Below are 15,405 nucleotides of genomic sequence, written 5' to 3'. Positions count from 1 at the left end.
TCCATACGTAACCTCCTAAATTTGCGTGATCGGGATGTGTTTCGCGGCCACGAAACAACACCCTTTTTGATCAATAGGCCGCGAAGCGGCCGCAAATTTTAGGGGATATGTCAAGCGTTTTTTGAATATTTATTTAATGATTTTAGGATAATAAAAAAGCCGTAAAGCTAGTATTTATCTAACTTTACAGCTTAAGTAGACCACATTGGAACCTGGTACTATTAATTAGTTAAAGCGATCAGCTACAGCCTTATAAAGGGCTGTAGCTTTTTCTTTTGGGAAAAGAGCTTTCGCCTTGTTAATAACTCTTTTTCCGCCGATAAAATATAAGAAACCTTGTATTATGCTGTAGATTGTAAATCCTCCGAAGAGCTTCTGATGATAAGTATGAAGAGTTCTATGACTACGAGAATGTATACGAGGACGAAGATGAGGCTTATGATGACGCGGAGGAATATTGGGAGGATTATTAAGGTAAAACAATTTTACGGTTAAAAAACAATAAAAGAGCTTAAAATAATTGAGCACACAACTAATATAGATGGTGCACAATTATTCGACAAAAATCCAGTCATATAATAAGTAAATAGTTTGTTATAAATATACGATATAACATACGTATTGAATTTTTTAAGCATATTAAATATTTTGGAAAATTTCAAAAAAATGAATATAGATAGACAGAATGTGTCTTTCTTAATCAGTATAATATGCGTAATAGGAGATACCATAATGAAAGCGTTAAATAGCGACAAGATACAAAGAGTTCTTCAGTTATATGCAAAATTATCTGATGGATATGTAATAAATAAGTTTGAAGAAGCGCAGAACTATGGTGTAAACGAAAGAAGCATTCAAAGAGATATAGATGATATTAGGAGTTTTTTAGATGAAGATGCTGAAAGAACTGGAATTAGTAATTCTATTGTATATGATAGGTTTGAAAAAGGTTACCGTTTGGAAACTTTATATAGAATTAGATTGACTAATAGCGAAGTTTTAGCAATATGTAAAATTCTTCTTGATAGTAGAGCATTTATAAAAGAAGAAATGATCGGGATGCTTGACAAGTTAATAACATGCTGTGTTCCCAAGAGTAATCAGAACTTGGTTCAAGAACTGATACGTAACGAGGAATTTCATTATGTGGAGCCTAAGCATAAGACAGTATTTATAGATCGGCTATGGGATATTGGGCAGGCTATAAGAAATTCACAATACGTCGAAATTAAATATCAAGGTGTTCAAGGTAGTACTGCTAAAACGAGAAAATTAAAGCCAGTAGCAATCATGTTTTCTGAATACTATTTTTATATGGCTGCATTTATTGAGGATAAGGAAGTTCGGAATAATTTTAGAATACTTGAAGATGCGTTTCCCACGATATACAGGGTGGATAGAATACAAGGCCTAAAGAATCTTGATGAACACTTCAAGATACCGTATAAAGACCGCTTTGAAGAAGGAGAATTTAGAAAAAGGATACAATTTATGTATGGAGGAAAGCTTCGGAAAGTAAAATTCCAGTATTCCGGTTTCTCAGTTGAGGCTGTATTGGATCGGTTACCCACTGCTAAGATTTTATCCGAAGACAAAGGAATTTATACTATATCTGCTGAAGTTTTTGGTGATGGAATAGATATGTGGTTGCGTAGTCAGGGAGATTACGTAAAGACAATATAATACAGGAGGTCTAATAAATGATTTCAAAAGATTATAAGCAGAACAAAAAACAGGTATTAGCGCTATACGATGAATACGTCAAAGTAAGTGAAAAAAATGGAAAGAAATTAGATGCTAGTATCCGAGAACAGGCAGAAAGAATCCGTAATGAGATTTTTAACCTAATGATTCTAGGTGAGGCAAAGAGTGGTAAATCAACATTTATTAACGCTTATCTGGGAAAAGAAGTTGTTCCGATGGATGTAAGACAGTGTACGAGCGCTATAATCAAGATTCATCGAGGAAATAAATTTGAATTAGTTGCCAAATCCGCCGCGGGTGGGAAAACTACCATTAAAGGATATGAAGAAATAAGAGATTTCTTGAAGAGTCATGCTGCTATTTCTGACAAATATAGGAATATACCTATCACGACAATTAACAATGAGCTTCTGATCAAGTATAAGGGAAAAAAGATTCCTACTCAGATTATGTCTTCATTCCTTGAAGAAGAAGCTAAGGACAATATTTTTAACATGAACATTGATGAGTACAACAAACTCATCCGAGAGTATGTTGCTGAAAATTCTGCTAATTGGGGAAAGCTTATTACAGAGATTGATATTATATATCCACTTCCCGAAGAGATGCAGGGAATAACAATAATAGATAGCCCTGGAGTAGGAGCTGGGGGAAATGTTGGAAGAATAGCTGAGGATTATATTTCCCATGCTAACGCTATTATTTTTGTGAAATCGTTGAGTGGACAGGCACTTGAATCTTCTTCCTTCATGAATTTCCTGCGTAATAACTGTACCAATAGAAAAAAAGAATCATTGTTTTTGGTTCTGACAGGAAAATCAAATCTGCAAGGTTCGGAATTTGCCAGTCTGAGAGAACAGGCAATAGAAATGTACAAAAATGATATAAAGCCAGAAAAAATCATTTGTGTAGATAGTAAGATTCAGCTGTTTTTGAACAAGTGTAGAGAACTTGGAACTGAAGAAAAAATTGATGAATATTTTGATAAGTTGGATGAAGCAGGTGATGATTTCGATCCTGCAAGTAAAAGATGGTTAAAGTCCAAGGGGGATATTGCAAAATTTGAAGATTCAATGGAGGAATTATCGAATTTTAATAGCGTTCAAGCTACTATCGAAAAATTCGCAAGGGTTGCCAATTATCTACAACTTATAGAGTTTTTGGAAAATTTAGAGAAGGAATGTATTAGGTATAAGGGAATATATTCAGAAGCTTTAAAAGTTGCTGAGGAAAATGTAGATGATCCGGTTGCGTTGGAAGATCGTATTCATGAAAAGGAAAACGAAATTGATGAGGTATATACAAAAATAACGCAGGGGATCATGGAGATTTACAAGAAGTACACTGATAATATCAATGGCGAAGGTGTTATCATAAATGAGTCACAAAAAAAACAGGAAGAATATGAGGAACAGCTAGATAATTTTCGCCAGCTCCCAGAAAGTCAAATAACTGATACAACATTCAGTTCTATGAAAAAAATGACATTAGATGCCATAGATGATACAAAGGATTTTCGTCGGGAGATGGCCAACAGAGTAATTGAAGACTGCAATAAGAAACTGATTCAATATACTGATGACCCATCTAAAATCCCTGCAGAGGCATATACTCCTAATTTTACAGAGACCGATTTTGACTCCATTGACGATGATGCTAGGGAACAGACATCTGGATACGATAAAGTAGAGCATGGTTTGACGTTTAAATCTGTTGAAAGGGTTCCATATCATCATCTGAAAGAACACGTTAAGCTTGTGGCTAATAGTATTCATAAGCGTCTTAATGAGGACATTGTCCCTAAAATGACAGATAATGTCGTAAATTATGTTACAAAGTGTAGAGAAACTTATACCGAAAAGCTGACTGATCATAAGATTGAGTTGGAAGCAGAATATCAGAAATTATTGGAAGATCGCGACAGCAACGAAAAGAGAAGGGCAAATGTTGATGAACTGAAGGAAAAGGTAGCTACAGTAGAAATGCAATTGCAGGGCGTAACAAGCCTTAAGGAGGAATTGAGAAATTATGTTGGAGAATAATGATAGGGAAAAAATCCAAGAATATGTAGAAAAGATTCTTAAGTCTATTTATTCCAGCGTTAAGAAGAATATCGAAAGTGGTATGTCTAATCAAGATGTAATCGAAAGTGCGGTTAATTTGACTGTAAACAAATTGACGCCGGAAAGCAAAATGGTTTTATCAAGTGTTTATAACATGTTGATGGAAAATACGCTGAAGAAGCCTTTATATCAGAATGCACAAAATAAAGCGGCATTCTATTCAAGAGATATTTTGAAGGATCTGAATACAAAGTTTTCTTTTGAGGTTCCGGCTCACATAGATTATGAAGAAAGTAAATCACTTATTAACAAATGGACCGTAGCAGGAGCTATTTGTGTTGGTGGCGGAGTTGTAAGTATTACAATGAAAAATGCTATCCCTATTGTAATAGCAGTAATTATAGCAGGTGTCATGTTGTATTTGTTACGAGATAAACCTTCTGCTGGAAATAAGCAGGACATTAGCACTTTGATAAAAGAATATTTGAAAAATGTTAAAGCAACATTAATGTCTTGGGTTGATGAGATATCAGCTTATTATGACGAAGAAGTAAAGGAACTGGAGAAGGGGATGATTTAATGGCAAATTTTCCGGCTGAACAGAATAATGGAGAAAATTTAATGACGCAGTTTAAAGAAGACTCGAAGAATATTGGTCTTTATGCTGCCGATTTTATAACGAGTTATTTTCCTGCTTACGGTGTAACTAATGAGATGGCAGTAGCTACTCCAATGGAAAAATCATTGGATCTTCTAAATACTTTTACATTTTACAGGATATGTGAAGTAACCACCTATGATGTGGATAATCAATTTGTGTATTTCTCGGAGAAATTAAAAAAGCTGTTTACAACAGCATATGCCATAAAGCAAGAAGTGTGTTATGGGATAGTTAGTTATTCGGGAAAAACATCCTTAGTGTTAGGGGTTCAGCCCAAGTCTTCTGATGAGACAATAAAGGTTATTATAGAAGGCTTGTTGCCAGGCGTGAAAATCTGTAAATACGAAGAAAGATTCACTAATTCTACCGATAAAGATGGAAATGATAATAATAGATATGTTGGTTGCATTAGTGGTGTACCTGCGCTCAAAATAGATGGCGAATATCAGCCCAAAGACTTGTCATCGCTTATGAGAAGCCTCAACGGCCAAAACTACACAATTATGGTGTTGTGCAAGCCCATTGAAGAGCTTGAAATACAAGAAAAAATCAATAAAGCAATTGACATTCAGGATAAATGTTTTGCAATTTCAAAGAGGACAGTATCTCTTCAAAAGGGAACATCTGAGGGAAATACGCATACAGATAGCTTTAATGAAACTAATGGAGAAAACACAAGTAAACAAAAAGGTATGAATGTATCCGGAGCGCTTCCGCTTGCAGCTGCCGGAGCTGCTATCGGATCAGTAGTTCCTGGAGTAGGAACATTAGTTGGGGCAATTGGAGGTGGCTTGATTGGACTGTTTGTTGGCAAGCAACTGGGCTTTAATTCGAGCAAAACCAAAGGAACCACCCATAGTATTTCTCAAGGGTATAGCGACGCTGTGACGAAGACAATAAGCAGCAGTGAATCTATATCAGCTGATATACAAAATGGTTTTGCTGTTGAGTTGATGAAAATGGCCGAGTCTATGGTAGAACGCCTTAAAGTTGGACGAAGCATTGGTATGTGGAACTCTGTTGTTACATATTCGTCAGACAACAAAATGGCTAGCGAGATCATAAAGGGAAGCCTTTATAGTGAAATGGCATCTGGAGTACCGGAAGTTTTACCGCCAGTTGTTTTCTCATATGAGGATACTTGTAAAGGAAAGAATAAGCCCACAGATAAAATCCATACGGAGCAACTGATGATCCCCAAAGGATTTTTCAAAGGTAGTTGTGAAAGTCCGTTAATGAGTTTAGTTACCTCTGAGGAATTATGCGGAATATGTACTATCCCGACTGATAGAACTGTTGGCTTCGAAGTAAAAGAAGAAAAAGGTTACTCTCTTAATTCAGAATTCTCATCGACCGATCGTGCAATTGGAAAGGTATGTGAGTACGATAGACCGCTTGATAATGTTGATTTTGGTTTTGATGATGAAGACCTTAATAAGCATACTTTTGTTTGTGGAATGACCGGAGGAGGAAAAACAAATTCTGTAAAGGCATTGCTGTTAGGACTCGACAAACCGTTTATGGTAATCGAACCAGCTAAGCGCGAGTACAGGAATATAAAGAAGGAAATAGATGTTTATACACTGGGAAGACCGGAGATTAAATGCATAAAACTTAATCCGTTTTATATTTTGCCTGGAATTAATCCACAACAGCATATTGATATGCTTAAGGATTTGTTTAGCGCTTCATTTGCGTTTTATGGACCGATGCCATATATTGTCGAAAAGTGTCTGTATAGAATATATGAAAGGAAAGGATGGAATCTGACCCTAGGTTTTCATCCTGAATTGGTTAATACAAAAAGTCAGGACGAGTTTTTCAGCCAAGATATTATTCAGAGACAATATGGCGTGAAAGCTCATAAGTTCTTATTCCCGACCATGCAAGATCTTAAAGACGAAGTGGATTATTACATAGAAAACGAGATGACGTATGAGGGGGAAGTTAAAGGAAACATACGTGGTGCCATAAAAGCTAGAATTGATAGTCTTTGTGTTGGAACAAAAGGCTTTATGTTCAATACGCACGAGACTACAGATTTTGATGCTTTGCTTAAAAAGAATGTTGTGCTTGAATTGGAGGGATTGGCAGATGATGCGGATAAAGCGTTTACCCTCGGACTTTTAATTATATATGTTAATGAGTATAGGCAAGTAAAGCAAGCGGTGGATTCTTCAAAGGGCTTAAAGCACATATTAGTAATTGAGGAAGCGCATCGATTGCTGAAAAATGTATCTACCGAAAGCAATGAAGATATTGGTAATCCTAAGGGGAAGGCGGTTGAGCATTTTACGAATATGCTGGCCGAGATGAGATCATACGGGCAGGGCGTAATCGTTGCGGAGCAAATACCGACAAAGCTAGCACCAGATGTAATCAAAAATTCGTCAAATAAGATTATTCATAGAATAGTTGCTAGAGATGATCAGGATGCAATTGCAAATACAATAGGTGTATATCCTGATGATACCATATATTTGGGAAATCTAAAAACGGGATATGCTCTGTGCCATAAAGAAGGGATGGTTCAGCCCGTAATTGTTAAAATTTCAGAGGTTGAATCTGACAATGTTCTCGATAAGAAACTCTATGATAGTGATCTTGAAAACAAAATGTTTTCGATTAATAAGAGCATTATTGAGAATAACTTATCTAAGGAAATATCTGTGTGGGCCATCAAAGCATTTGTCAGCTTAATGGTTGGAATTGACAAAGATAACCTGTATTTGGGTTTGGAAAAGGCAGTTGAGCAGATAAGTCATAAAGCATCCATTAGAACAATTATATTCATCCCAAGAGTTGATAAGAGAAAAGGCATAATTGAGTGCATATCTGATGAGATAATTTCGCTAATGGCATCAGGGGTGTTTTCTATAAACGATCTTCCGGATGATGAGTTTGTAACATTATTGAATGAATGTATATCTGTTCCGACAGAAGACAGGTTAAAGAGTATAGGAGAACAGTTAGAAAAATACTACAGAAAGAATCCGTATAAAAAGGCTGTTGAAACAATTGCGGGTTTGACCTCTACTGAATTCTTGACCGGCTTTGATATCACTAATTTTATAAAAGATTTTCTGATAGCAGAGAACGGCACGTTCGTCGATGATGTAAAAAAATATCTGGAAGGGAAGGTGATTTAATGGCTGTATTAGAAGTGATTTCTTCTGTTGCAGATAAATCTGTCGCTGCTGTAGTCGAAGGGGCAAAAAAGGGCGCAGAAGTAATCAAGAATCTTTCAGACGAGGAAATGAAAGAGATTGCAAAACAAAAGATAGAGGATATTAAAACATCCGGTGATGCTGTTATGAGCAAGCTTGACGATATCAAGAATTTGACTCCAGAACAGTTGCAAGAGAAGTTTAATGAAGTTATAGATGAAAAAAAAGCTGAAAAAACATCCGATATCAGTGAAACTGAGGAGAAATCAGAAGGCTTAACTGATGAAGAAAAAGCTAAAATCAAAGAGAAAACAGGATGGTCTGATGAAATAATCAATGCCATTGGCACAATGGAAGAATATGAGATATATAAAAAAGCAGGACTTGTTGAGGTAGATATAAATGGTAAGAAATGCTTAATTCGAACTGACATTGACTGGAATCAAAAGGATGCAATGGGACGAACAAACAGAGAACGAGCAGAGCAAGGATTATCTCCAATCAACAAGGACGGGAAGGTTATAGAACTGCATCATATCGGACAACACTCGGATAGCCCGCTGGCTGAATTGACAACGGAAGAACATCGAGGAAAGGGCAATGATACGATTCTTCACAATAAGGCGAAGGAATCTGAAATCGACAGACAGGCATTTACTAAGGAACGTAATGACCATTGGGGAGCAAGAGCGAACGAAGGAGGTAGTCAGTAATGAGTATAATTGATGAAATTAAAAAAATACCAAAACTTTATCATGCTAAGGGATGTTCTATAAGTCAGATAAAGGATGCTCAAAAATCGTTGGGTATCACTTTTCCTGATGAATATATCGATTATGTTAAGGAGTATGGTGCAATAAGCTTTTATGGAACAGAATGGATGGGACTCAATGTTGATGGGTATTTAAACGTGGTTGAAGCAACAAAGCAAGAGCGTGAGATAAATGATTCTTTTCCAATAGATTGCTTCGTTATCGAGAATTTGGGAACAGATGGAATTATAGTCATTGTAGATGAAAATGGGATTGTTTATAGTTTTCATAGCTCAAAAAAAGAAAAAATATGTAATTCTCTAGTAGAGTATCTGCAATTGTGCTTGGAACGGAACAATTAGTAACAAATGAACAGATTATATTAATTGCAAGGAGGATAATATTATAAATATGATTACTAGAAATGTGAAATATAGTAAAGACGATGCAAATATTTCTGAAATTGATAGCTTTCTTGATTCTTATTACGATACGATTGGAAGAGCTTATGCATGTAAAGCTGTAAAAGATATTAATAATGGGAAAAAATACTCTTCATCGAATCCATTGGATAGGCAGAGTAATTTGGCAGATTCAATGAATAATATGAAATCTATTGCATTATATTTGGCAGAGGCTCCAGATAATCCTAGACATCAACTAAGAGTCGATTATCTCTCAAATAAATTTATTAGAGCGCTTAATGATGCATGTGAGAGTTTTAATTTGCCTAACTACGTTGTTGTTGAAGGAGATGACCTTGAGAATGACCGTATAATAGTTTTTGATAAACCGGATTACTCTGATTGCGACTCGGAAGATAAAGAATTTTATGAATCAATGGATGAGTATAGTTATGAAGCGTGGAAAGCAGGAAATCCTCGATATGACGAAGGCTTTAGCGATGATTATGATTTTAATTGTGAGCAACTCGAAGATGAGCATGATATTGTAGTGGAATATAAGAAAAGAGGAATTGATCCTTTCGAATTTTGCTTTTCTCCTGAAACAGAGTCAACTAGAGTTGGACGATATTCTTATGCTACAAGAGGATTGAGATAAACATAAAAATGATAATAATCTCTACATAATCACATAAAATTACTTGTGAATTATTAATGGATATGTATGTTGAAATGAATGTCAAGGAAAGCTGGTGAAGGAGCTTTTTATGGATAATTATACTTTTGACAATTCATCCCTCAATTTCTCAGATGTCATGGAAATGATCAGTGAGCAACCAGGTAACAGTTCTCATGGCGAACAGTATGATATTGTCTCCAAAGTGGCGTATTTATTAGGAATCAATAAAAGAATATTTGAGAACGAGAATGAACCACCTAAAATTGAAGTATATAAAAAGCTGGAACTTGATAAGCAGGCTCGCATCGTAAGGAATCTTTGTATCCTTAGAACACAGATGGAGCATAACTTTCTTAAGATATGTCAGGGAATACAGCAAGAAGGTAGAAGTATTTTAGGAATGCCTGAGTATATGCCTACTAGTGCTATGCAGACACTTTCTGATGATGGAGTTGATATATATGTTCATCTGAAGGATCCTACTCCATATCTTGTAAATCTTAATAAGAACATTAAAAGCAGAATTAACAATTGTCGTAATCTGTTTCCTGAATGGATCAATTGGGACTATCTGTCAGAAATTTTTATTATGCCAGATGGTCTTACAGAAGAAGGAACTAAGAAAGCAGCAGCCTTCTACTATGAAAACATGAACTATTATCCATACAAGCAGTACCTTAACTGGCCTGCGCAGGATGAAGGTAATATTCTGCTTAATGATAAGAAGTTCGTCACATTATTGTATAGATGGAATAATGATGAATTCCAGAATCTAAGCTTTGTATCTGATGTAAGTGACAGAACCAAAGCTAATATATACACGTTTATAGAAAATAGTGATAAATGCGTATTTATAGTTGATTGTGAAAACTCAGATCCATATAGCCTTTGTGCAGCAATAAGGAATTTGGAGCCTGAACGTCTGCAAAAGATCGAAAAAGTTATCTTGTTTGATGATATTCATGCGGCTTCAGCCTGGGAACTTCTTGAATCATATATTAGTATACCTGTTGAATACATAATGATAGAGCGCCTAAAAGATAATAAATCACTTGCGGATGTTAAGGTGGCAGCAAGAACATGCAAGGAGTTCTATACCAATAATGTTGATTCATTTGTTCTGGTATCGAGTGATTCGGACTATTGGGGACTTATGGAAGAGCTTCCGGATGCTAAGTTTCTTGTCATGGTTGAGCATGATAAGGTCAGCTATGCTCTAAAAGAGACGCTTATCAAGAATGATATTTTCTACTGTTATATAGATAGCTTTTATGCTGGTGGTGCAGAAGATATCAAAAATGATGCAATACAAAAAGAACTTGCCAGATCTATAAGGGCATCATTGGAACTGAATCTTAATGATCTTATGGAAGAAGTTCTGGATAGAACAAGAATCCATATGACTGATGCAGAAATCGAAAGCTTTATAAAGAGAAAAATCAAGAATCAGCTTGAAATAGAAATTGGTGATGATGGGGATGTTGAGCTAAGTTATAGAATTCGCAAATGAAGTAATAGAAATGATTAAAATTATTCTTATACTCTGATCCAATTTACTACCATTTTGTCTTATGCACGTGATTAAAAACCTAATAATATGAGGTGTCCATATGTCAGAACCGTTATTACCTGGACTTTACGAACAGGTTATAAATGCAAAGCTTCAAAATCAGCTTCAATCATCACCTGAAGATACAAAGCTTGTAGCTAAGATAGACCAAGCTGAATCGTCCGCTGTTTTAACTCAGTATGTTGCGGAAGTACTTCAAAAAGCTCTTGATCGTTTGACTGAAAATGGGGACATAGAGCCCAAAATATCACTGGTCAACAAATTGGTAGATCTTATATCAAGAAGCGACAATCTTTCTGATATAAAGGATATGCAAGTAACAGCTAGTGCGGAGCAGCTTCTGGCACTTCTTTCTGAAACAGATCCAATGTACAAGCTTGGTCAGAAGAAAGCCAAGGATATAGTGCGCCCTGACACCTCTATAGCTCATAGTAGCTTGTTCACAGGAGCAGTTCATGAACCGCAGATGTACACTGAGCTTAAGAAAGAGATGGAGAGTGCTGATCGCATAGACATGCTTGTATCTTTTATAAAGTGGAGCGGTCTAAGACTTCTATTCGATGAGCTGAAAGCCTTTGTTCAAAAAGGCGGAGAGCTTAGAATCATAACAACTTCATACATGGGCGCAACAGATATTAAGGCTATAGATGAGCTAAGTAAACTCCCTAATACTACTGTTCGCATCTCTTATGATACCAAACGTACCAGATTACATGCTAAGGCATATGTATTCTACAGAAAGACTGGTTTTACCACAGCTTATGTAGGCTCTTCTAACATGTCTAATGTTGCTATGTCCAGTGGTCTTGAGTGGAATATAAAAGTTACTAGCAAAGACATGGCGCCCACAATAAAGAAAATAGCTGCAACCTTTGATAGTTATTACAATTCTCCAAACTTTGAACCATATACAGCAGATAGTTATGATAAGCTCAAAAAGGCTCTATATCAGGAAAGGTATGGAGATAATACCTCCAATTTCAGCTATATAGTAGATGTTAATCCATATCCATATCAGCAGGAGATCCTTGACAGACTTGATGCTGAGAGGATCATAAGAGGTAGGAACAAGAATCTTATAGTAGCTGCAACCGGAACAGGCAAGACACTTATTGCAGCATTCGACTACAGAAGATACTGTAAGAATAATCCGGGAGAGCCTAATAAGCTCTTGTTTGTAGTACATAGAGAAGAAATCTTAAGGCAAAGCAGGGAAGTATTTAGAGCAGTACTTAAGGACCCTAACTTTGGTGAGATGTATGTTGGAGGCGAGAAACCTTCAAACCTTGATCACCTATTTGTATCAATACAGACTGTTGCTTCTCAAAAGCTTTATGAACTGTTACCAGCAGATTATTATGACTTCATAGTTGTAGATGAGTTCCATCATGCAGCAGCACCTACATATCAGGGATTATTGAGTTCCTTTACGCCTAAAATACTATTAGGTCTAACAGCTACTCCTGAACGAATGGATGGCAAGAATATCTTTGACTATTTTGATGGCAAAATTGCTGCGGAAATAAGACTGCCCGAAGCTATCGAAAGAAAGCTTCTGTGTCCATTCCAGTATTTTGGCGTATCTGACGATACAGATCTGTCAGATGTAAGATGGGTACGCGGCGGCTATGATAAGGCTCAGCTTAGTAATCTGTATTCTATGAATAGGACTATTGCAGAAAGAAGAGCTAATCATATTATCAATTCTATAGGAAAGTATGTTACTGATATAAATAGTGTTCATGGACTTGGCTTCTGCGTATCTATAGAGCATGCACAGTTTATGAGTGATTACTTCAATGAAAAAGGTATACCTTCTATTGCTCTTACATCAAGCTCTTCAGAAGATGAAAGGAAGAGCGCTAAGAGTAAGCTACTATCAGGTGAGATCAAGTTCATATTTGTAGTAGATCTTTATAACGAAGGTATAGATATACCAGAAGTAGAGACAGTTCTATTCCTAAGACCAACAGAGTCACTTACAATCTTCTTACAGCAGCTAGGAAGAGGATTGCGTCTCTCTGATGGAAAAGAGTGCCTTACCGTCCTTGACTTCATCGGTCAGGCCAATAAAAAGTATAATTTTGAAGATAAGTTTGCGGCCCTTCTTGCAAATACAAATCATAGTCTTCAATATGAGATAAAGCATGGATTTACAGCTCTTCCTAAAGGCTGCTATATACAGCTTGAGAAGAAAGCTGAGCAAGTTGTACTGGGCAATATCAGACAATCCTTCGATAGCAGGGTGGGATTGATTTCAAGAATTGAGACATTTGAAGAAGATAGCGGGCTTAAGCTTACACTTAAGAACTTCCTGAATTATTATCACCTTAATGCTAACTGCATCTATGCTAAATACTCATTCGCAAGATTATGTGTAGATGCTGGAGTAAGAGAGGATTTCGAAGAGAGAATAGAAGAAAAGCTTACAAAAGCTTTCTCTAAGTTTATAGCTGTTGATTCCTATAGATGGATCAATTTCCTCATAAAGACATTGCCGCATATAAGAGATATAAATATCAGTGCGCTTCCAGATATAGAGAAGCGTATGTTACAGATGTTCTATGTCACTGTATGGCAAAACTGTGCTACTAACTGGAACGATCCTGAAGTAAAACAGAACCTCTCAGATCTTTGTGATAGCAAGAATATGCTCGGAGAGCTACTTGAAATACTTAATTATAACCTTGAGAAAATAGATATAGTGGGCAGTGAAATAGATCTTGGATTTGATTGCCCTCTGGAGCTTCATTGCACTTATACAAGAGATCAGATTCTTGTTGCTATGGATTTTATGAAGCCGGGAACTGTGCGTGAAGGTACGAAATGGCTTGAAGATAAGAAGCTTGACGTATTCTTTATAACTCTCAACAAGTCTGATAAAGACTATTCGCCAACTACCATGTACAATGACTATTCTATCAATGAAGAATTCTTCCATTGGCAGAGTCAGAGTACAACATCTGATACATCTGTAACAGGCCAAAGATATATTAATCATGTACGGATGGGAAGCAAGGTCCTTCTATTTGTAAGAGAGTTCAAGAAAGATATGGTAGGCGCTGCGCCTTATACGTATCTTGGTACTGCAAATTATGTAAGTCATTATGGATCTAGGCCCATGAGTATTACCTGGCATTTGGAACATGCTATACCGGCGAAGTATATCAAGAAGACCAGTAAGCTTGATGTGGGATGAGCTCTGAACTTATATTTTGGAAAAGAGATATAGAGCAGATTTTGGCTACAGCCTGATTGATTATACCTGCGGGCTGTAGCTTTTATTTTGGGAACGAGCTATAGCGGACTTACTATGGCTAGTTGATTTATAGTTGAAAAAAAGAATAAGTGTGATATAATCATAAAAATGGTAATAAAAACACGTAATTGTATCAAAAATGATAATATGAACTTTCATTTGCTTTTCAATGAAAGGAGCCAAGATATGAGTAAACCTAATGATTATAATCATCCATTTGGAATGGAAAAATATGATGGCGGAAATGATCGCTGGGATTTCAACAATGACGGCAATATGAGCTTGTTTGAGGAAAACTCCAGATTCGCTTATGATCAGGTGCTTAAACAGAATATGTTTGGGGATGAGAATGGAGAGTCATCGGATAAATGGTCATCATAGACAATTCTGGCACATATTGAGCTATATAGTAACTTGGGGAGGAGCGGTAGCTCCTCCTTTTTGACCTTTTTATGAAAAAGCCCTGACTTAATGAGGAAACATGTATGAGTGATAACAATAATAAGAAATACGGCGATAGCGATGATGACAGATACTTCTACCAGCATTATCAAAACAAAGATTATTATTCAGATAATGACAATTTTGCACAGTTCAGGATGAAGGTGGATATTTTCTTGTGGCTGTTGATGGTAGTGCTGCTAATTATATTTTAGTTTATGGATTGAGGCATAAATTATTTGGTTTTCTTGTTAATTGTACGGAACAGGATTTACCAGAATTCTTTTGAACAGCTCTGGATAGGGCTGTTTTTTATTAAGAAAAATAGGATATGGAACCAAGAGTCCGAACATTTTTATTATGTTCGGACTCTTGGTATTTTCAATAATTTCGTTGGGAATAATCGCGCGAGTTCTGGATATGCTGCGGTATTCCGTTTCTTCTGGATAATCTTATGAAGTTACAGCGAGGATTGAGGGGGCTTCGCACATAAAAAAAGAGTCTACGTTGTGCCCTATTCCGGAGGCGGCAGTGATGCTATTTTTATCGTAATTTTCAAATATTTTACATTTTAACAATCTCCTTGAAATATTCATTTTTTTCTTTTATCATTAGCATAATGTGCTTAAAAATGCACAGAAAAAATGAAAAGGAGATTTAAATATGGTATGTAAAAAGTGTGGCACTATGATTACCGACAGTTCT

General features: G+C 36.2%; 11 protein-coding genes. All 11 read left to right on the top strand.

The genetic code is table 11. The annotated features are described in order from the left end of the window. Positions 1 to 732 precede the first annotated feature (732 nt). A complete protein-coding gene (locus tag K6G87_RS00605; RefSeq protein ID WP_296832446.1) occupies positions 733 to 1,683 on the top strand; it encodes a helix-turn-helix transcriptional regulator in 951 nt (316 codons plus the stop codon). A gap of 17 nt (positions 1,684 to 1,700) precedes the next feature. Further along, positions 1,701 to 3,746 carry a dynamin family protein gene (locus K6G87_RS00600; RefSeq protein ID WP_296832443.1) on the top strand — a complete coding sequence of 682 codons (2,046 nt, stop codon included), beginning with the start codon at positions 1,701 to 1,703 and terminating at the stop codon, positions 3,744 to 3,746. Next, a complete protein-coding gene (locus tag K6G87_RS00595) occupies positions 3,733 to 4,347 on the top strand; it encodes a hypothetical protein (protein WP_296832440.1) in 615 nt (204 codons plus the stop codon). The genes K6G87_RS00600 and K6G87_RS00595 overlap by 14 nt, the downstream gene beginning before the upstream one ends. Further along, positions 4,347 to 7,577: an ATP-binding protein gene (locus K6G87_RS00590; RefSeq protein WP_296832437.1), complete on the top strand. Its 3,231-nt coding sequence runs from the start codon at positions 4,347 to 4,349 to the stop codon at positions 7,575 to 7,577. The genes K6G87_RS00595 and K6G87_RS00590 overlap by 1 nt, the downstream gene beginning before the upstream one ends. Beyond that, entirely contained in the window at positions 7,577 to 8,308 is a 732-nt protein-coding gene (locus K6G87_RS00585; RefSeq protein WP_296832434.1) for an HNH/ENDO VII family nuclease, read from the top strand. Before K6G87_RS00590 ends, K6G87_RS00585 begins: the two co-directional genes overlap by 1 nt. Then, the gene (locus K6G87_RS00580) at positions 8,308 to 8,709 is read left to right on the top strand and encodes an SMI1/KNR4 family protein (protein ID WP_296832432.1); all 402 of its coding nucleotides are present in this window, start codon (positions 8,308 to 8,310) and stop codon (positions 8,707 to 8,709) included. The genes K6G87_RS00585 and K6G87_RS00580 overlap by 1 nt, the downstream gene beginning before the upstream one ends. A gap of 49 nt (positions 8,710 to 8,758) precedes the next feature. Beyond that, the gene (locus tag K6G87_RS00575) at positions 8,759 to 9,409 is read left to right on the top strand and encodes a hypothetical protein (RefSeq protein ID WP_296832431.1); all 651 of its coding nucleotides are present in this window, start codon (positions 8,759 to 8,761) and stop codon (positions 9,407 to 9,409) included. Positions 9,410 to 9,518: 109 nt separating this feature from the next. Beyond that, entirely contained in the window at positions 9,519 to 10,940 is a 1,422-nt protein-coding gene (locus K6G87_RS00570; RefSeq protein WP_296832428.1) for a hypothetical protein, read from the top strand. Between the two features lie 100 nt (positions 10,941 to 11,040). Continuing rightward, on the top strand, positions 11,041 to 14,199 hold the full coding sequence (locus K6G87_RS00565; protein ID WP_296832425.1) for a DEAD/DEAH box helicase: 3,159 nt from the start codon (positions 11,041 to 11,043) through the stop codon (positions 14,197 to 14,199). A 246-nt stretch (positions 14,200 to 14,445) separates the two neighbouring features. Beyond that, a complete protein-coding gene (locus tag K6G87_RS00560; protein ID WP_296832422.1) occupies positions 14,446 to 14,640 on the top strand; it encodes a hypothetical protein in 195 nt (64 codons plus the stop codon). Between the two features lie 104 nt (positions 14,641 to 14,744). After that, entirely contained in the window at positions 14,745 to 14,915 is a 171-nt protein-coding gene (locus K6G87_RS00555) for a hypothetical protein (protein ID WP_296832419.1), read from the top strand. Positions 14,916 to 15,405 lie beyond the last annotated feature (490 nt).

It is taken from the genome of Butyrivibrio sp. (assembly GCF_024699075.1).
The sequence above is the reverse complement of the archived record's forward strand: the minus strand, read 5'-3'. Positions and strand labels throughout refer to the sequence as shown.